The organism is Methylocystis sp. Se48, assembly GCF_056269425.1.
In genome coordinates this window covers 1,210,001-1,227,679 of sequence record NZ_CM149850.1, presented here as the reverse complement: position 1 = coordinate 1,227,679, position 17,679 = coordinate 1,210,001, and the positions used below count along the sequence as shown (strand labels likewise).

The following is a 17,679-nucleotide window of genomic DNA, read 5'->3' as shown; positions in this document are numbered from 1 at the left end:
GGAGGCGTTATGAAAGTCGCATTCGCCACACAGGATCTCGAACGGGTCGACGCGCATTTCGGCTGGGCCAGGAACATCGCCATCTATGATCTGACCCCCGACTCCTACCATTTCGTGGAGGCTGTTCAATTCGCCGGCGATCTGCAGGAAGACGGCAATGAGGACAAGCTTCAGCCCAAGCTCGAGGCGATCAAGGATTGTTCGATCCTTTATGTCGCGGCAATCGGCGGCTCAGGGGCCGCGCGGGTCGTCGCCCAGAACATTCATCCGATGAAGGTTCAGCAGCCGGAGAAGATTACGGATCTTCTCGAGAAGCTGCAGGTCGTCTTGAGAGGATCCCCACCGCCCTGGCTTCGCAAGGTCTTGTCGAAGAGCGGCGAGCGCAGTTTCGATTTCGAGGAGGAAAGCGCCAATGTCTGAAGCCGCCGTCGAACTGGAACAGAAGCCCGAGGAAAGCCTCTTCATCAAGGAGCTGATCAAGGTGTGGCGCGCCCAGGACACGCATGGAACCTGGGAGAAGAAGTCGGACGTCAATCTCCTCGACCCCTACGTCGTCACCAAGGAGCAGCGACGGGAGATCCCCATCATTGGCGATCCGGACCCTGAAATTCTCTGGCGCCTGGAGCTTTTCTACAACGCCGTGGGCCTTGCGATCGAGCGGCGCACGGGTTGCATGGTGCAGCCGATGATGAAGATGAGCCACGAGGGTTTCGGCCGCATGATCCTCACGACCGGGCGGCTGATCGTCGTGAACAAGCATCTTCGCGACGTTCATCGCTTCGGCTTCGAGACCCTTGAAAAACTTGCGACCGAAGGCGCCAAGCTCGTCGACGCGGGGGTCGAGATGATCGAGAAATTCCCTGAGGTCGCGCGCTATTGACGGAGGCGGGAGATGAGCAGCGTCGATGAATTGAAAGCCGAGATCAAAAAGCTTTCGGCGAAGGCGACGAATATGAAGATGAATCTCCACGATCTCTCGGAGGAGCTTCCGGTCAATTGGAGCACCATTCTAACGGTGGCGCAGGAAACCTATGACGCTTACGCCGCGCTCGAGGCGGCGCGCAAGAAGCTCAAGTCACTGGAGGCGGCGTGATGGCTGAGTTTCACACGCGGGACGGTTCGCCCTATACCCCCCTCTATCTCACTGACATAAGCGCCGAGACCTGTATTGGCTGTGGACGCTGCTTCAAAGTCTGTCCGCAAGGGGTGATGGCGCTCTATGGCGTCGACGAGGATGGACAGATCCTCGGCGCCGTCACCGATGACGACGACGACGATTTCGACGGCGAACTCAATCGCAAGATCATGAAGGTCGAGAATCCAGGCGCCTGTATCGGCTGCAACGCCTGCGCAAGAGTCTGTCCGAAGAATTGCCAGACCCATATGTCCGCGGACTAGCCCGCAGTCTGACCGGTCATGACCACGCTCGCGCCCTCGCAAGAGTTCGCGGCCGGCGCGCGATCAGCGCTATCGACCGCAACGATCTACTACGTGCTTCGGGCCGGGCCCACCGCTTCGGCCCTCGCGGACCCCTTTTCGGCGCATGTCTTCGCCTGTGCGCTCGCCGTCGGCCTGAGCGAAGCCCGCGACAATCTGGACCCTTTATCTTTTTCCCTGGGGCTCGATCGTCCGGCGCTCGCCTCTCTCACGGAACAATGGGCGCCGGCAGCGCGCCGTTTCTTTTCTCTCGAAGCCGAGCCACTGGAAATTGTGCTCGACGAGGAGGAATCGCAGCTTTACGAGCTGCTCAACCGATTCAAGCGCGATCAGGCGCCTGTTTGCTCCTGGATGACCTCCATCGTTGCGCGCCGCGCCATGTCCCCTCGCCATCTTTGGCAGGATCTCGGACTCATCGATCGCGGCGAGTTGACGAGGCTGATGGGCGAATGGTTCCCCGCCCTCGGCGCCGCCAATGTCGATAATATGAAATGGAAGAAGTTTTTCTATCGCAAGCTTTGCGAAATGGAGGGCTTCTCGCTCTGCGCCGCGCCGACGTGCCGCGAATGCGGAGATTTCGACAGCTGCTTCGGCGCAGAGGATGGCGCAAGCCTGCTCGCGCGCACCGCCCGACGCTAGACGCCCCGCGCGACACGAGTTCCCTCGGCGACCGGAAACCCTTTTGTCGGTTCTCCGACATTGGCGCTTTGCGGACATGACGACCAGCGCAAATTCCCAGAAGATCCAAGCGTTACGCCGCTGGCATATCTGTTGCTTGCTCTCCTTCGAAACGATCCTAACGAGGGAGCTGCCGAGATGGTCCAGCTAACGGATAGCGCGGTCACCGCAGTGCGCACGGCGATGGCCAGCGCCGGCCAGCAGGTCGAAGGGCTGCGCATCATGGTCGAGGCTGGCGGCTGCGCGGGCCTGAAATACATGATGGGCCTGGTGAACGAAGCCGATCCCAACGACCATGTGTTCAATACTGACGGCGTGAAGATCTTCGTTGAGGAGGGGTCGCTCGCCTATCTGGACGGAACCAAGATCGACTTCGTCATCGGCCTCGAAGGCTCAGGCTTCACCTTCGACAATCCGCAAGCCAAGTCGAGCTGTTCCTGCGGAAAATCATTCGGCTGAGCGTGAGGACAAGGCGATGTGGGACTATTCCGATAAGGTCAAGGACTACTTCTTCAACCCCAAGAACGCGGGCGTCCTCGGTGAAGCCAACGCGGTCGGCGAAGTCGGCGCCATCTCCTGCGGCGACGCGCTTAAGCTCATGCTGAAGGTCGACCTGGAGACGGAAGTCATTCAGGAGGCGAAATTTCAGACCTTCGGTTGCGGATCCGCCATCGCCTCCTCCTCCGCGCTGACCGAACTCATCATCGGCAAAACGCTCGAGGAAGCCATTAAGATCACCAACCAGGATATCGCGGATTTCCTTGGCGGCCTTCCGCCCGAGAAGATGCACTGCTCCGTGATGGGCTATGAGGCGTTGCAGGCGGCGATCGCCAATTTCCGGGGCCAAGAGTGGCATGACGACCACGAGGAAGGCGCGCTGCTTTGCAAATGCTTTGGTGTCGACGAGGGCATGGTCGAACGCGCCATCCGCATGAACAAGCTGACGACGATCGAGGAAGTCACCGCCTACACCAAGGCCGGCGGCGGTTGTCTCACCTGCTTCGACAAGCTCGAGGAAGTACTGGCGAAGGTCAATGAGGAACTCGTCGCCGAAGGCGTGCTGGCCGAACACGAGGCGTATCGGCTCGGCGCTGCCGACGCGAAGGAAATCAAAGCAAAGGCGAAAGCCACGAAATCCGAAGCCGCGCCCCCCACCTCGCCGCTGACGCCAACTTCTCCGCTGCCGCCGCCCTCGGCTGGGATGACCAATCTGAAGAAGATTCGTCTCGTCGAAGAAGCCATCGAGGAGCTTCGCCCCTATCTGCGGAAGGATGGCGGAGATTGCGAACTGATCGACGTCGACGGCTCCAATGTCATGGTCAGCCTCACGGGCGCCTGCACCGGCTGTCAGATGGCGAACGTCACCGTCTCCGGCATACAGGAGAGGTTAGTCGCCAAGCTCGGCACGCCGGTCCGCGTCATCCCCATCAAGGCCCACGCTCATTGAGGAACGACTATGCGCGCAGTCTATCTCGACAACAATGCGACGACGCGGGTCGATCCCGCCGTCGTCGAAGCTATGCTCCCCTTTTTTACCGAGCAGTTCGGCAATCCGTCGTCGATCCATTCTTTTGGCGCGAGCGTCGGCGCCTCCGTCAAGAAGGCGCGTCAGCAGCTGCAACAGCTGCTCGGCGCGGAACATGATCATGAGATCATCTACACTGCGAGCGGGACCGAAGCCGACAACACGGCCGTTCTCTCAGCGCTCGAGGCGATGCCTAGCCGCAACGAAATCATCACGAGCGCTGTCGAACATCCCGCCGTTCTCGCGCTCTGCCAACACCTTGAGAAAATCGGCCGCGTTAAGGTCCATTATATCGGAGTCGACTCGCTGGGCCGTCTCGATCTCGAATCCTTTCGCGCGGCGCTTACCGACAAGGTGGCGCTCGTCACGCTGATGTGGGCGAATAACGAGACCGGAACGATCTTCCCCGTGGAAGCTCTCGCTGAACTTGCAAAGGAGCATGGCGCGCTGTTCCATACAGATGCTGTGCAGGCTGTCGGCAAAGTGCCGATCGTGCTGAAGGACAGCGCCATCGATATGCTGTCGCTCTCGGGCCACAAACTGCATGCGCCCAAAGGCATTGGCGCGCTCTATGTCAAGCGCGGCGCGCGCTTCAAGCCTTTGCTGCGCGGCGGCCATCAGGAGCGCGGACGTCGCGCTGGCACCGAGAATACGCCCGGCATCATTGGCCTCGGCAAGGCGGCCGAACTCGCTATAACCCATATGGCCGACGAACAAACCCGCGTGAAGGCGCTCCGCGACCGTCTCGAAAGCGCCATCCTGCAGCGCGTGCCGAACTGCTTTGTCAATGGCGATCCGCGCGAGCGTTTGCCGAACACGACTAACATCGCCTTCGAATATGTTGAAGGCGAAGCGATCCTCCTCCACCTCACCCGTCAGGGCATCGCGGCCTCCTCGGGCTCCGCCTGCACTTCGGGTTCGCTGGAGCCGTCGCATGTCATGCGTGCGATGAATGTGCCGTTCACGGCGGCGCATGGCTCGATTCGCTTTTCGCTGTCGCGGGACAATGTCGCTGAGGACGTAAATCAGGTGATCGATGCGTTGCCAAAGATCCTGGAAAAACTTCGCGCGCTCTCGCCCTTCTGGGCCGGGGCCGACAAGGGGCCGAAGGCTTTCAACCCGGTCTATGCGTGAGCGGACGTCATGAGCGCCGACCATCCCCGCATTTACGTCAACGACACGACGCTACGCGACGGCGAACAGGCGCCGCGCGTCGCTTTCTCGGCGCGCGACAAGCTGACGATTGCGCGCGCCCTGGCGGCTGCGGGGGTCGATGAAATCGAGGCGGGAACGCCGGCAATGGGCCGCGACGAAATCGAGGCCATCGCCAGCGTCGTTTCTGAGGCCCTGCCCTGCCGGGTGATGGCCTGGTGCCGACTGAACAGGTCCGACATCGACGCCGCGTTGGCCTCGGGCGTCGCGAATGTTAATGTCTCGGCGCCGATGTCGCGATTGCAGATCGGCGTGAAGTTCGGCGTGGACGTCCCGACGCTCGCCGAGCGCGTTCGCACAATCGTCTCCCATGCGCGCGAGCGGGGCCTGACGGTGGCGCTGGGCGGCGAGGACTCATCCCGCGCTGATCCACGCGACATCGGCGTGATTTTGCGCGCCGCGGAAGAGGCAGGGGCCTGGCGCTTTCGCTTCGCTGATACGCTCGGGACCTTGGACCCGTTCTCGACATTCGACGCCGTCTCCCGCGTACGTCAGGAGACCGATCTACCGATCGAATTCCATGGTCACGACGATGTCGGACTTGCGACCGCGAACACGCTCGCGGCCCTTCGCGCCGGCGCGACCCACGCCTCCGTCACAGTGCTCGGCCTGGGCGAGCGCGCGGGAAATGCGCCGCTCGAAGAGGTCGCCGTCGCGCTCGGCCATGTCGCCGCGGGACGCACTGGAATTCACATCGACAAGCTCCATTCGCTCGCCAAGCTCGTCGCGCGCGCGGCGCGGAGACGGATCGGCCGGGCCAAGGCGATCGTCGGCGCCGACGCGTTCACTCATGAATCTGGCATCCATGTCGCCGCCTTGCTGAAGGACGCGCGCACTTATCAGGGGGTCGATCCGGCGCGGCTCGGCCGGCGCAACACCATCGTGCTCGCCAAGCATTCAGGCGTCGCCGCGCTGAGGAGCAAATGCGAGGAAATGGGCCTGGCCATCGACCGCGACGCGGCGACCGCCTTGCTAGCTCAGATCCGCCAACGCGCCAATGAGAAGGCCGCGCCGATGACGCAGCGGGAGCTCGAAAACTTCTTCAAGAGCGCTTCCGGGGGGTCGGTATGAGTGACACTGCTATGGCGACCGCTGGACAGTCGTGGAGGCGAAGCGGACTTGTCGCGACGCTCAGAGGCGATGTCACCTGCGTATTGGAACGCGATCCCGCCGCGCGAAACGCGGTCGAAGTCGCTTTGCTCTATCCCGGCGTGCACGCCGTCGTCATCCATCGCTTCGCCAATGCGCTCTGGCGACGCGGCTTCAAATTTCCGGCGCGTTTCCTCTCCTGGCTCGCGCGCTTCCTCACCAATATCGACATTCATCCCGGCGCGACAATCGGCCAGCGTCTCTTCATCGACCATGGCGCGGGCGTTGTGGTCGGCGAAACGGCGGTGATCGAGAACGACATCACGCTCTATCACGGCGTGACGCTCGGCGGCACCTCCTGGTCGCCGGGAAAGCGCCACCCGACCATCGAGAATGGCGTATTGATCGGCGCGGGCGCGAAAATCCTTGGACCGATCACTGTCGGCGCGCGCTCCCGCATCGGCGCGAATTCCGTGGTCATCGAGGACGTCGCGCCCGAGATGACGGTCGTCGGAATACCCGGCCGCGTCGTCAAAGTCGAACGCCGGCGCACGCGTTACGACGGCCGCATCGACCTCGAACATCATCTCATCCCCGATCCTGTCGGGGACGCGATCTCGGTCCTCATCGACCGCATCGATTTTCTCGAGGCGCGCCTTGCGCATTTTCAGGGGCGCAGGAGTGAGACCTCAGCCCGAAAGGAGACGACGCCATGAGCGTGTTCGACGAATTGCGCAACCTCTCTTCGGCCGAGGATTTTTTCGACGCGCTCGGCGTCGAGTTCGACCCCGCGGTGGTGCGTGTCGCGCGTCTGCATATCCTGCGGCGAATGGGAGAATATCTCGCGGGGAATGATCTGGAAAGCTCGACAGACGAAGAGGCTCGCGCCGCCTGCAGAGAATATCTCGCCAAGGCTTATGCGGATTTCGTCGCCTCTTCGCCCATCGCCGAGCGCGTGTTCAAGGTCCACAAGGATGCGATGAAACCCGCAGCCGCGCCCGCCAAGCCTTTCGTCCCGCTGACGTCGCTGACCACCGCCGGTCGCTGAGGGGAGGAACCGGAATGAAGATCCTCGTCTGCATCAAACAGGTTCCCGACAGCGCGCAGATCCGCGTGCATCCGGTCACCAACACGATCATGCGGCAGGGCGTGCCGACCATCATCAACCCCTATGATCTTTTCTCGCTCGAGGAAGCGCTGCGGCTTCGGGACAAATTCGGCGGGGAGGTGACCGTTCTCACCATGGGGCCGCCCATGGCCGCCGACTCGCTGCGCAAGGCGCTGGCGATCGGCGCCGATCGCGCCGTGCTGCTCACTGACAGATTTTTCGCCGGCTCAGACACGCTGGCGACGACCTACGCGCTGGCGCACGCGATCCGCAAGATCGACGCGACCTTCGGGCCGCAGGAGATCGTCTTCGCCGGAAAGCAGACAATCGACGGCGACACGGCGCAAGTCGGTCCCGGCGTGGCGAAGCGCCTCAGACTTCTGCAGCTGACCTATGTCTCCAAGATCGCCGACTGCGATCCGGAAAAGCGCGAACTCACGGTCGAACGGCGCTCCGAGGGCGGAGTCCATGTCCTCAAGACGTCCCTGCCCTGTCTCATCACCATGCTCGAGGGGTCGAATGAAGTCCGGCGCGGCGCGCTCGAGGACTCCTTGCGCGCGGCGCGGGCCGAGATCATCACCTGGAACGCCAAGGAAGCCGGCATCGAAGACCTCACGAAGTGCGGTCTGAAGGGCTCGCCGACGATCGTGAAGAAGGTCTTCGCACCGGCTCCGCGCTCCGAACGCGCGGCTTTCATCGAGCCCGAGAAAAACGCGGCGGATTCGGCGGAAGCGCTCATCGAGGCGATCTTCGCGCGTCACCCGGCGCTGGAAGCCGACATGACCAAACTTGCTTCGGGACTCTAAAGGAGGCGACAATGTCCGCAACCCCTGCGTCCGGAAACCGCGCCGCAGCCAAAAAGGAACTGCCCGAGCATTTTCGCGACTACAAGCATGTCTGGGTCTTCGTCGAGCTCGAACGCGGCGAGGTCCATCCCGTGTCATGGGAACTGCTGGGAGAAGGCCGCAAGCTCGCCGACAAACTCGGGGTTGAGCTCGCGAGCGTGGTTCTCGGCGGAGAAGGGGAAGCGACGCGTGCCGCGGCGGCCGAATCCTTCCGCTATGGCGCCGACCTTTGCTATCTCGTTGAGCATCCGGTCCTCGCCGATTACCGCAATGAATCCTATTCGAAGGCGATGACGCAGCTCGTCAACGCCCATAAGCCGGAGATTCTGCTGCTCGGCGCAACCACGCTGGGCCGCGATCTCGCCGGCTCGGTGGCGACGACGCTGCTGACCGGCCTCACGGCGGATTGCACCGAGCTCGCGGTCGATGCGGATGGGTCGCTCGCCGCGACGCGGCCGACATTCGGCGGCTCCCTGCTCTGCACCATCTATACGCTGAACTACCGCCCGCAGATGGCCACGATCCGGCCCCGCGTGATGCCCATGCCGGCGCGCGACCCCGAGCGGAGCGGTCGGATCGTCCCCTTCGCCGCCGATCTGGCGGAGGACGAGATCATCACCAAGATCCTACGCTTCGTGCCCGACCGGGACTCCAACAAGAGCAACCTCGCCTTTGCGGATGTTGTCGTCGCAGGCGGCATGGGGCTGCAGAGCGCGGAGAATTACCAACTCGTGCGCAATCTCGCCTCGGTGCTCGGCGCGGAGTTCGGATGTTCGCGCCCGCTGGTGCAGAAGGGCTGGGTAACCTCCGATCGCCAGATCGGCCAGACCGGCAAGACAATCAGGCCCAAGCTCTATATCGCCGCAGGAATTTCGGGCGCGATCCAGCATCGGGTGGGCGTCGAAGGCGCCGACTGCATCGTCGCGATCAACACCGACAAGAATGCGCCGATCTTCGATTTCGCTCATGTCGGGATCGTCACGGACGCGATCCGGCTGCTGCCGGCGCTCACAGAAGCCTTCCGTCAGAGACTGTCGCCGCATCAGCGCGACAGGCTCGCCGGCTAACAGGAAACGCGGTCGCCGCCAGGGTTGGCCTGCGGGACGAAAATGGAGATTGCCATGATCGAAGAGAGATTCGACGCGATCGTGATCGGCGCGGGGATGGCCGGAAACGCCGCCGCGCACACCATGGCGTCCCGGGGGCTCAAGGTTCTCCAGCTCGAGCGCGGCGAATATCCCGGCTCCAAAAACGTCCAGGGCGCGATTCTTTACGCCGACATGGTGGAGAAGATCGTCCCCAACTTCCGCGAGGAAGCGCCGCTCGAGCGTCATCTCGTCGAGCAGCGCTTCTGGATGATGGGCGAACGTTCTCATACGGGCCTGCAGTATCGTTCGGACGACTTCAACGAGGAGCGGCCGAACCGCTATACGATCATCCGCTCGCAGTTCGACCGCTGGTTCTCCAAGGAGGTTCAGGCGCAGGGCGGGCTCGTCATCTGCGAGACGACCGTCACCGAACTGGTCAGCGACGCCTACGGCAAGGTGATCGGCGTGCGAACCGACAGGCGCGGCGGCACGATCTTCGCCGATGTGGTCGTTCTCGCCGAGGGCGTCAACGGATTGCTCGGCGCGCGCGCCGGGCTGCGAGACACGCCAAAGCCTGAACATGTGGCGCTCGCGGTGAAGGAAATGCACTTCCTGCCGCGTGAGACGATCGATGCGCGCTTCAATCTCCAGGGCGACGAAGGCGTCGTGATCGAGGCGGCGGGCGTCATCTCCAAGGGCATGACGGGCATGGGCTTCGTCTATACCAACAAAGAGAGCGTTTCCGTCGGCATGGGTTGTCTGGTTTCCGACTTTGCGACGAACCAGGACACGCCTCATGGCCTGTTGGAGGCTTTCAAAAACCATCCTTCGATCAAGCCGCTGCTCGAGGGATCGGAAGTGAAGGAATACGCTGCGCATCTGATCCCGGAGGGGGGATACAAGACGATTCCCGAGCTGTTTGGCGACGGCTGGGTGGTCTGCGGCGACGCGGCACAACTCAACAACGCCATTCACCGTGAGGGCTCCAATCTCGCGCTGACGTCGGGCCGTCTGGCCGGCGAGGCGATCCTCCAGCTCAAGTCTCGGCGCGAGGCGCCGACGAAGCAGAATCTGTCGCTCTACAAGAAACTGCTGGACGAGAGTTTCGTGATGAAGGATCTGAAGAAATACAAGGACATGCCGGCTCTCCTGCACGCCAATTCCCAGAATTATTTCCTAGCCTATCCGCAACTCGTTTCGAAGGCGATGGAAAATTTCCTTCGCGTCGACGGCACCCCGAAACTCGACAAGGAGAAGGCCACTATCAGCGCCTTCGTCAAGGAGCGCTCATGGACCGGTCTTTTCGGCGACGCCTGGAAGCTCGCGCGCGCGTGGCGATAACGCGTATTGAAGTGGCGTGGAATTTGCTCAAAGGGAAAAGACAGTAGCGACAGGAGAAATCCGATGTCCTTGGCTGCCCGTGTCGAAGAGAAACTCTACCAGAACCGTTACATTGTGGACGCCGGCAAACCGCATATCGCCATTCGTCCGCATGAAAAGCCGTCTGAGAATCTGCTGGCGATGACGCGCATCTGTCCCGCCGGCTGCTATGCGCAAACAAGCACCGGCCAGGTCGAGATCACGCCGGATGGATGTCTGGAATGCGGGACTTGTCGCATTTTGTGCGAATCCTCCGGCGACATCGTCTGGAACTATCCGCGCGGCGGCTTTGGCGTCTTGTTCAAGTTTGGTTAAGAATAGATGCGACGGCGCGGACCGAGTAAAATCCGGTCAGCTGGGCGAGACCGCCGAATGACCACGAAAAACGTTTTTTGCTATAGGTGGGTGCTCGAATACAATCTCGTCTTCAACAAGAACGCGCTTATATCTTGGGCTGTCGAGAGAGCTGGCTCCGGTTGTTTGGACAGCTCCCCGCGGATTTTAAGTGGATCTCTGCCGGGTGTTGCCGAACGCGGGGCGGTTCGATTTTGTCGCGGCGTCGGGAGGGCCGTAGGCCCGACCAGAGCGGCGGCAAAATCGAAAGCGACGGTCATGCGGCCATCGCCGTTTCCTTTATGCCGAAGTAGGCCTCGTCGGGCGTGCGCCCGTCAAGGCTCGAGTGCGGGCGCCGCTCGTTATAGAAGGCGAGATAACGGGCGATCGACGCGCGCGCCTCGGAGACGCTCTCATAGGCGCGCAGATAGACTTCTTCGTATTTGACGCTGCGCCACAGCCGCTCGACGAAGACGTTGTCGCGCCAGGCGCCCTTGCCGTCCATGCTGATCGAGACCTTCGCGTCCAGCAGCACGCGCGTGAAGTCGAGGCTGGTGAACTGGCTCCCCTGATCCGTGTTGAAAATCTCGGGCTTGCCGTGTATCGCCAACGCCTCTTCCAGCGCCTCGACGCAGAACGCCGCCTCCATCGTGATCGACGCGCGATGCGCCAGCGCGCGCCGGCTCGCCACGTCGACGACCACGACGAGATAGACGAAGCCGCGCCGCATCGGGACGTAGCTGATGTCCATCGCCCAGACGTGATCCGGCCGCTCGACCGTCACGCCGCGCAGGAGATAGGGATAGATCTTGTGGCCCGGCGACGGCTTGCTCGCATTCGGCCGCCGGTAGATCGCCTCGATCCCCATCCGCCTCATCAGCGTCGCCACATGCCGGCGGCCGGCGACGACGCCCTCGCGCCGCAACAGATCGCGCAGCATTCGCGCCCCCGCGAAGGGATAATCGAGATGCAGTTCGTCGAGGCGCCGCATCAGCTTCAGATCCTCGGCCAAGACCGGCCGAGGCATGTAGTAGACCGTGCTGCGGGCGAGGCCGAGCGCCTTCGCCTGCCGCGCGATCGGGAGGTCAGAGCTATGGCCGAATGTGGGTGACGGGCGCTGATCAAGCGGCGTGGCTTTCTCTGGCGTCGCTGCTTGCGACGCCGTCGACGAATTTGACGCCTTCGATGAGCCGAGGCAACTGATTTGCGCCTTTCAATCTGCGCCAGGTTTTTGACGCCGCTCGAATGAGGGTGAAGACCATGATCTTCACCGTCTTCTGGGACAGAGCGCCCTTGGTGCGCACCGTCCGATGCCGGACGGTGGCGAAGACGCTCTCGATTGGATTGGACGTTCGCAGGTGATCCCAGTGTTCGGCGGGGAAGTCGTAGAACGCCAGCAATGCTTCTTCATCCTTGGTCAGGCAGGCGACGGCCGGCGCGTATTTGGTCCCGTATTTTTCGTTGAAGAGGTTTATCGCCGCGCGCGCCGCCGCCTTGGTTTCTGAGTGATGGATCTCCTGCAGGTTGGCCTTGACCGCCGCCGCCATGGACTTCGGGAACTTGCCGAGAATATTGGAGATCTTGTGGAACCAGCATCGCTGACGCCGCGCGGCTGGATAAATCTCGTCCATTGCTTTCCAGAACCCCAAAGCGCCATCGGCAACCGCAAGTTCGGGGGAGATTGTCAGGCCCCGCGCCTTGAGATCGACAAGCAACTCACGCCAGCTTTGCGCGCTTTCCCGGGCGCCCACATGAAAGCCGAGAAGCTCCTTTTTGCCTTCGGGCGTGGCGCCGATGATGACAAGAATGCATTCCGCTTCCGGCTCCATCCGCGCCTGTAGATAGACGCCGTCCGCCCAGATGTAGACATAGCGGCGAGCCGAGAGATCCCGACGTTGCCAGCGACCATGCTCCTCCCGCCAAGCCTCGATCAGACGAGCGATCACGCCCGGCGATAGGTTCGGGGCCTCTGGGCCGAGAAGGGCCGTCAGCGCCTCCTGAAGGTCGCCCATCGAGACGCCCCGCAGATAAAGAACCGGCAACAAGGCGTCGAGGCTGCGCGACCGGCGCGCCCATCTGGGCAGAATGTTCGAACTGAAGCGAACTTTCGCCGACGCCGGCGCATCGGCGGCGCGATCCCGGACCTTTTGCCGCTGAACGGTTATCGGCCCGATCCCGGTCTGGATGACCCGTTCTGGCCCGACGCCATGCCGCACAACACGTTGGCGGCCATCAGGCAGCCGCTCGTGGGAAAACATCTCGACGAAACTGTCCGCTTCAGCCTTCAGCGCGGCCGCAAGCATGCGTTGTGCGCCTTCTCGGGCAATCTCCGTCAGGGGATCGGAGATCAGACCCCGCTGCCGGAGATGGATGATCGTGCTATCTTCTTCCATGGCGTATCGCTCCTTTGGAGGAGCTGGCAGGATTCAGCACCCCCCACGATACGCCGCCTTTTCAGGCCCAATCACCCATTTTCAGTCATAGCTCCCGCAGCTATCTCAAAAACCGCAATCAACGCCAGGCGGCCGCCGCCGGAGGGATATTGATCTGGTTCGGATGGACGTCGAACTGCTGCGCCAGCCCGGCCAGCGTCTTCTCGCCCCTGATCGCGGCCAACGCCACCTTCGCCTTAAACGCCGGAGAATGCGTCCGGCGGCTTCGCTTCGTCATCGGATGCTCCTGAGTTGCCGCGAGAATCCTCGCCGACGTCAGGCGGAAATTCCACCTATCTCACCGTCCGAATTTGCGGGGCCGGCTCTTGCTTCCGATGAGCTTCCTGGAGGCGTGAGGGGTTGCTTCCAGCGTAAGCGCTGTTCTGCTCGCACCTGTTTTGAATGAGTTGGGGCGACGATAATCGGAGCGAAAGGGGCTCCGACACATGTCGATTTCAGAGCGTAAGCATATGTCGGAGCCTGAAGCAGCTCCGATGCGGCGGATCGAGGTTTTCACGGGCGCGGGACGCCGGAGAACGTGGGGCTCCGATCAGAAGGCGGCGATCGTCGCTGAGAGCTTTGCGGAGGACGCGAGCGTTTGTGAAGTGGCGCGGCGGCACGGTCTGACGGCGCAGCAGCTTTTTACGTGGCGTCGTCAGGCGCGCAAAGAGACCGAGGCTCGCGCGGACGCAGGCGCGCCGCCATTGTTTGTTCCGGCAATCATGCAAGGGCCTGCGCCCGCGCCGCCGGCGAAGCGCAAACGCCGCGCCGTCGACCAGGAAATTGGTTCGACGCCGACGATCGAACTTGAAATTGACGGCGTTACGGTTCGGGTCGGACGCGGCGCGCAAGCGAAGACCATCGCTGCGGTGATCCGGGCGTTGAAAGTCGCCAAATGATCGGCCCGACGGGCGCGGTGCGCGTGATGGTGGCGACGAAGCCTGTCGACTTCCGCAAGGGCGCAGAGGGTCTCGCGGCGCTGGTGCGCGAGACGATGCAGTGCGATCCCTTCGACGGCGCGATCTACGTCTTTCGCGCGAAACGGACGGACCGCATCAAGCTGGTCTTCTGGGACGGCACGGGCGTGTGCCTCTTCGCCAAGCGGCTGGAGGATGGCGAGTTCCGCTGGCCGAAGATCGAAGACGGGGTGATGCGGTTGTCGGCGGCGCAATTTTCGGCGCTGCTGGAGGGGCTGGACTGGCGGCGCGTCCACAGCGTGAAGGAGACGCCGGCGCCGGCCTTGGCGGGATGATCTGCGACACAATGAATCAGGGCGTCGAAGAGCGTCGAAAGACCGCAGAAAATATGGTCTTCTGTGTCTATGGCGCAGGCGGTCGAGACGCTTCCCGACGATCCGAATGAACTGAAGGCGATGCTCCTCGCCGAGCGGGCGCGCAACGAGCGCCTCGTTCAGATCATCAAGGAGATGCAGCGTCATCGCTTCGGACGGCGCGCAGAGACGCTTCCCGATGACCAGATGCTGCTGGCGCTCGAAGAGGTCGAGCAGACGGAAGCCGGCGCAGCGGCGGAGGGGGAAGCCAAGTCCGCCGCCGAACGCGAGAAGGCGTCCAGAAAGCGCCGCACGAACCGAGGCGCGCTGCCGGCGCATCTGCCGCGCATCGAGACCGTCGTCGATGTCGAGGACTACGCCTGCCCCTGCTGCAAGGGACTGCTGCACAAGATCGGCGAAGACGTCTCCGAGCGGCTCGACATCGTCCCGGCGCAGTTCCGGGTGCTGGTGACGCGGCGTCCCAAATACGCCTGCCGCGCCTGCGAGGGCGCAATCGTGCAGGCGCCGGCCCCGCCGCGGCTGATCGAGGGTGGACTGCCGACCGAGGCGGCAATCGCCCATGTGCTCGTCTCCAAATATGCCGATCACTTGCCGCTTTATCGCCAGGCGCAGATCTACGCCCGACAGGGGATCGCCCTCGACCGTTCGACGCTCGCCGACTGGGTTGGCCGCGCCGCCTGGCATTTGCGGCCCGTTCATGAGCGGCTTCTGGAACACATCCGGTCGTCGACGAAAATCTTCGCCGACGAGACGACGGCGCCGGTGCTCGACCCCGGGCGGGGCCGCACGAAAACCGGCCAACTTTGGGCCTATGCCCGCGACGACCGGCCATGGGGCGGCGCCGATCCGCCGATCGCCGTCTATGTCTATGCGCAAAACCGAAAGTCCGAGCAGCCGCTCGCGCATCTCGCTGGCTTCACGGGCGTCGTGCAGGTCGACGGTTACGCTGGCTATCGCGCGCTGGCGCACAAGAACAGCGTGGCGCTGGCCTTCTGCTGGTCCCATGTCCGCCGGCGCTTTTACGAACTCGCCGCGGCAGGTCCTGCGCCGATCGCCAGCGAGGCGCTCGAACGCATCGGCGCGCTCTACGCCATCGAGAGCGACGTCCGCGCGCAGAACCCGGATGACCGGCGCGCGGCGCGACAGGAGAAATCCCGCCCGATCCTCGACGCCCTCGAGCCATGGCTGCGTGAAAAGCTCGCGCTGATCAGCCAGAAGACCAGGCTCGCCGAGGCGATCCGCTACGCGCTCTCGCGTTGGGACGGCCTGGCGCGCTTCATCGACGACGGGCGCATCGAGATCGACTCCAACATCGTCGAGCGCGCCATCCGCCCCATTGCCCTCAATCGCAAGAACGCGCTTTTCGCGGGCTCAGACGGCGGCGCAGAGAATTGGGCGATCGTCGCCTCGCTCATCGAGACCTGCAAGCTCAATGGCGTCGATCCGCAGGCCTATTTGGCCGACGTTCTCGTGAAGATCATCAATGGCCATCTCGCGAGCAAACTCGACGAGCTCATGCCCTGGGCCTACGCGCAGCCGGTCGCTCTCGAAGACGTGGCCTGATAACAGCGGTTACCTTCCAGCCCAAAGGCTGTAAGCGTAAACAACTGATATTTTAGGGATTTTGGATGCGGGGGCAGGATTTGAACCTGCGACCTTCAGGTTATGAGCCTGACGAGCTACCGGGCTGCTCCACCCCGCGGCATGGTTCGTAGGAAGCGCGGCGTGGAATGGGGTGTCGCGGCGCTTTTTAGAGGGGATCGTGAGGAGGCATTTTTTGTGATGTGTTTGGCAGGCCTGGCGACGACCTACTCTCCCAGGTCTTGAGACATAGTACCATTGGCGCTGAAGCGTTTGACGGCCGAGTTCGGGATGGGATCGGGTCTGATCGCTTCGCCGAAGGCCACCAGGCCGGCGAAACACATCGGAAGCAAATGGGGGTTTTATCCCTTGTCTTTCTATCGCATCATTCTTTTTGCATACGACCGAAAAGTGCGTAGCGGTTTTCGGATGAACGTATGCTCAAAGAGTGTGATGGGCGTTGATAAATGAGAGCGATCAAGCCGATCGAGCTATTAGTACCGGTAAGCTACGCAGGTCGCCCTGCTTCCACACCCGGCCTATCAACGTGGTCGTCTTCCACGGCTCTCGAGGGAGAACTGGTTTTGAGGTGGGTTTCCCGCTTAGATGCATTCAGCGGTTATCCCGTCCATACATAGCTACCCTGCACTGCGGCTGGCGCCACAACAGGTCCACCAGAGGTATGTTCATCCCGGTCCTCTCGTACTAGGGACAAATCCTCTCAATTCTCCTACACCCACGGCAGATAGGGACCGAACTGTCTCACGACGTTCTGAACCCAGCTCACGTACCACTTTAATCGGCGAACAGCCGAACCCTTGGGACCTTCTCCAGCCCCAGGATGTGATGAGCCGACATCGAGGTGCCAAACAACCCCGTCGATATGAACTCTTGGGGGTTATCAGCCTGTTATCCCCGGCGTACCTTTTATCCGTTGAGCGATGGCCCTTCCACGAGGGACCACCGGATCACTATGACCGACTTTCGTCTCTGCTCGACTTGTCTGTCTCGCAGTCAGGCAGGCTTATGCCATTGCACTCGACGAGCGATTTCCGACCGCTCTGAGCCCACCATCGCGCGCCTCCGTTACTCTTTGGGAGGCGACCGCCCCAGTCAAACTGCCTACCATGCATTGTCCCGGCGCCGGATGACGGCGCGCGGTTAGACATCCATGACGATAAGGGTGGTATTTCAAGGGTGGCTCCACACGAGCTGGCGCCCATGCTTCAAAGCCTACCACCTATCCTACACATGCCGACACGAATGCCAATGCAAAGTTACAGTAAAGGTGCACGGGGTCTTTCCGTCTGACCGCAGGAACCCCGCATCTTCACGGGGAATTCAATTTCACTGAGCTGACGTTGGAGACAGCGGGGAAGTCATTACGCCATTCGTGCAGGTCGGAACTTACCCGACAAGGAATTTCGCTACCTTAGGACCGTTATATTTACGGCCGCCGTTTACCGGGGCTTCAATTCAAGGCTTGCACCTCTCCTCTTAACCTTCCGGCACCGGGCAGGCGTCAGACCCTATACGTCATCTTGCGATTTCGCAGAGCCCTGTGTTTTTGTTAAACAGTTGCCACCCCCTGGTCTGTGCCCCTCCGATCTGGTTGCCCAAACCGAAGGCCTCCTTATCCCGAAGTTACGGAGGTAAATTGCCGAGTTCCTTCAACGTCAT

General features: G+C 62.1%; 19 protein-coding genes, 1 tRNA gene, 2 rRNA genes and 2 pseudogenes (1 of these 24 running past the window's edge). 18 read left to right on the top strand and 6 right to left on the bottom strand.

Features of this window, described 5'->3' with window-relative positions; all coding sequences use genetic code 11:
- Positions 1-9 precede the first annotated feature (9 nt).
- From nifX to ACV959_RS05960, 15 genes are all read left to right on the top strand, one after another.
- The gene (nifX, locus tag ACV959_RS06030; RefSeq protein WP_475739001.1) at positions 10-420 is read left to right on the top strand and encodes a nitrogen fixation protein NifX; all 411 of its coding nucleotides are present in this window, start codon (positions 10-12) and stop codon (positions 418-420) included.
- The gene (locus ACV959_RS06025; RefSeq protein ID WP_475739000.1) at positions 413-880 is read left to right on the top strand and encodes a NifX-associated nitrogen fixation protein; all 468 of its coding nucleotides are present in this window, start codon (positions 413-415) and stop codon (positions 878-880) included. The genes nifX and ACV959_RS06025 overlap by 8 nt, the downstream gene beginning before the upstream one ends.
- 12 nt (positions 881-892) lie before the next feature.
- Positions 893-1,093, top strand: a complete 201-nt coding sequence (locus ACV959_RS06020) for a CCE_0567 family metalloprotein (protein WP_475738999.1) — start codon at positions 893-895, stop codon at positions 1,091-1,093.
- The gene (fdxB, locus tag ACV959_RS06015; RefSeq protein WP_475738998.1) at positions 1,093-1,398 is read left to right on the top strand and encodes a ferredoxin III, nif-specific; all 306 of its coding nucleotides are present in this window, start codon (positions 1,093-1,095) and stop codon (positions 1,396-1,398) included. Before ACV959_RS06020 ends, fdxB begins: the two co-directional genes overlap by 1 nt.
- An 18-nt stretch (positions 1,399-1,416) precedes the next feature.
- Positions 1,417-2,076: a nitrogen fixation protein NifQ gene (locus ACV959_RS06010; RefSeq protein ID WP_475738997.1), complete on the top strand. Its 660-nt coding sequence runs from the start codon at positions 1,417-1,419 to the stop codon at positions 2,074-2,076.
- 177 nt (positions 2,077-2,253) lie between these two features.
- Positions 2,254-2,574: a HesB/IscA family protein gene (locus ACV959_RS06005; RefSeq protein WP_475738996.1), complete on the top strand. Its 321-nt coding sequence runs from the start codon at positions 2,254-2,256 to the stop codon at positions 2,572-2,574.
- Between the two features lie 16 nt (positions 2,575-2,590).
- Positions 2,591-3,562: a Fe-S cluster assembly protein NifU gene (gene nifU, locus ACV959_RS06000; protein ID WP_475738995.1), complete on the top strand. Its 972-nt coding sequence runs from the start codon at positions 2,591-2,593 to the stop codon at positions 3,560-3,562.
- 9 nt (positions 3,563-3,571) lie between these two features.
- Entirely contained in the window at positions 3,572-4,774 is a 1,203-nt protein-coding gene (gene nifS, locus ACV959_RS05995; RefSeq protein ID WP_475738994.1) for a cysteine desulfurase NifS, read from the top strand.
- Between the two features lie 9 nt (positions 4,775-4,783).
- The gene (gene nifV, locus ACV959_RS05990; RefSeq protein ID WP_475738993.1) at positions 4,784-5,923 is read left to right on the top strand and encodes a homocitrate synthase; all 1,140 of its coding nucleotides are present in this window, start codon (positions 4,784-4,786) and stop codon (positions 5,921-5,923) included.
- A complete protein-coding gene (gene cysE / locus ACV959_RS05985) occupies positions 5,920-6,657 on the top strand; it encodes a serine O-acetyltransferase (RefSeq protein WP_475738992.1) in 738 nt (245 codons plus the stop codon). Before nifV ends, cysE begins: the two co-directional genes overlap by 4 nt.
- A complete protein-coding gene (nifW, locus tag ACV959_RS05980; RefSeq protein ID WP_475738991.1) occupies positions 6,654-6,989 on the top strand; it encodes a nitrogenase stabilizing/protective protein NifW in 336 nt (111 codons plus the stop codon). Before cysE ends, nifW begins: the two co-directional genes overlap by 4 nt.
- 14 nt (positions 6,990-7,003) lie before the next feature.
- Positions 7,004-7,855, top strand: coding sequence for an electron transfer flavoprotein subunit beta/FixA family protein (locus ACV959_RS05975; protein WP_475738990.1), 852 nt, complete (start codon positions 7,004-7,006; stop codon positions 7,853-7,855).
- An 11-nt stretch (positions 7,856-7,866) separates the two neighbouring features.
- Positions 7,867-8,961, top strand: coding sequence for an electron transfer flavoprotein subunit alpha/FixB family protein (locus ACV959_RS05970; protein WP_475738989.1), 1,095 nt, complete (start codon positions 7,867-7,869; stop codon positions 8,959-8,961).
- A gap of 54 nt (positions 8,962-9,015) precedes the next feature.
- Positions 9,016-10,323 carry an FAD-dependent oxidoreductase gene (locus ACV959_RS05965; protein WP_475738988.1) on the top strand — a complete coding sequence of 436 codons (1,308 nt, stop codon included), beginning with the start codon at positions 9,016-9,018 and terminating at the stop codon, positions 10,321-10,323.
- Positions 10,324-10,386: 63 nt separating this feature from the next.
- Positions 10,387-10,677, top strand: a complete 291-nt coding sequence (locus tag ACV959_RS05960) for a ferredoxin family protein (protein ID WP_475738987.1) — start codon at positions 10,387-10,389, stop codon at positions 10,675-10,677.
- A gap of 295 nt (positions 10,678-10,972) precedes the next feature.
- Here ACV959_RS05960 and ACV959_RS05955 read toward each other — a convergent pair.
- From ACV959_RS05955 to ACV959_RS05945, 3 genes and pseudogenes are all read right to left on the bottom strand, one after another.
- A pseudogene (locus ACV959_RS05955) lies at positions 10,973-11,782 on the bottom strand (IS3 family transposase); the annotation flags it as partial.
- Between the two features lie 34 nt (positions 11,783-11,816).
- Positions 11,817-13,088: an IS256 family transposase gene (locus ACV959_RS05950; protein ID WP_475738986.1), complete on the bottom strand. Its 1,272-nt coding sequence runs from the start codon at positions 13,086-13,088 to the stop codon at positions 11,817-11,819.
- Positions 13,089-13,239: 151 nt separating this feature from the next.
- Positions 13,240-13,365 (bottom strand): annotated as a pseudogene (locus ACV959_RS05945) (transposase); the annotation flags it as partial.
- A gap of 208 nt (positions 13,366-13,573) precedes the next feature.
- Between ACV959_RS05945 and tnpA the strand changes: the two are divergent.
- The 3 genes from tnpA to tnpC all read left to right on the top strand — a co-directional run bounded on the left by tnpA (position 13,574) and on the right by tnpC (position 15,981).
- Positions 13,574-14,026: an IS66-like element accessory protein TnpA gene (gene tnpA / locus ACV959_RS05940; protein ID WP_475736305.1), complete on the top strand. Its 453-nt coding sequence runs from the start codon at positions 13,574-13,576 to the stop codon at positions 14,024-14,026.
- Positions 14,023-14,379: an IS66 family insertion sequence element accessory protein TnpB gene (gene tnpB / locus ACV959_RS05935; RefSeq protein ID WP_475736306.1), complete on the top strand. Its 357-nt coding sequence runs from the start codon at positions 14,023-14,025 to the stop codon at positions 14,377-14,379. The genes tnpA and tnpB overlap by 4 nt, the downstream gene beginning before the upstream one ends.
- A gap of 69 nt (positions 14,380-14,448) precedes the next feature.
- A complete protein-coding gene (tnpC, locus tag ACV959_RS05930; RefSeq protein ID WP_475736307.1) occupies positions 14,449-15,981 on the top strand; it encodes an IS66 family transposase in 1,533 nt (510 codons plus the stop codon).
- Positions 15,982-16,043: 62 nt separating this feature from the next.
- On the opposite strand, the gene ACV959_RS05925 is transcribed toward tnpC, so the two are convergent.
- The 3 genes from ACV959_RS05925 to ACV959_RS05915 form a co-directional block, all read right to left on the bottom strand.
- A tRNA-Met gene (locus ACV959_RS05925) sits at positions 16,044-16,120 on the bottom strand.
- A 93-nt stretch (positions 16,121-16,213) separates the two neighbouring features.
- A 5S ribosomal RNA gene (gene rrf / locus ACV959_RS05920) occupies positions 16,214-16,329 on the bottom strand.
- Between the two features lie 143 nt (positions 16,330-16,472).
- Positions 16,473-17,679: ribosomal RNA gene (locus tag ACV959_RS05915) — 23S ribosomal RNA — on the bottom strand; it runs 1,736 nt beyond the window's last position.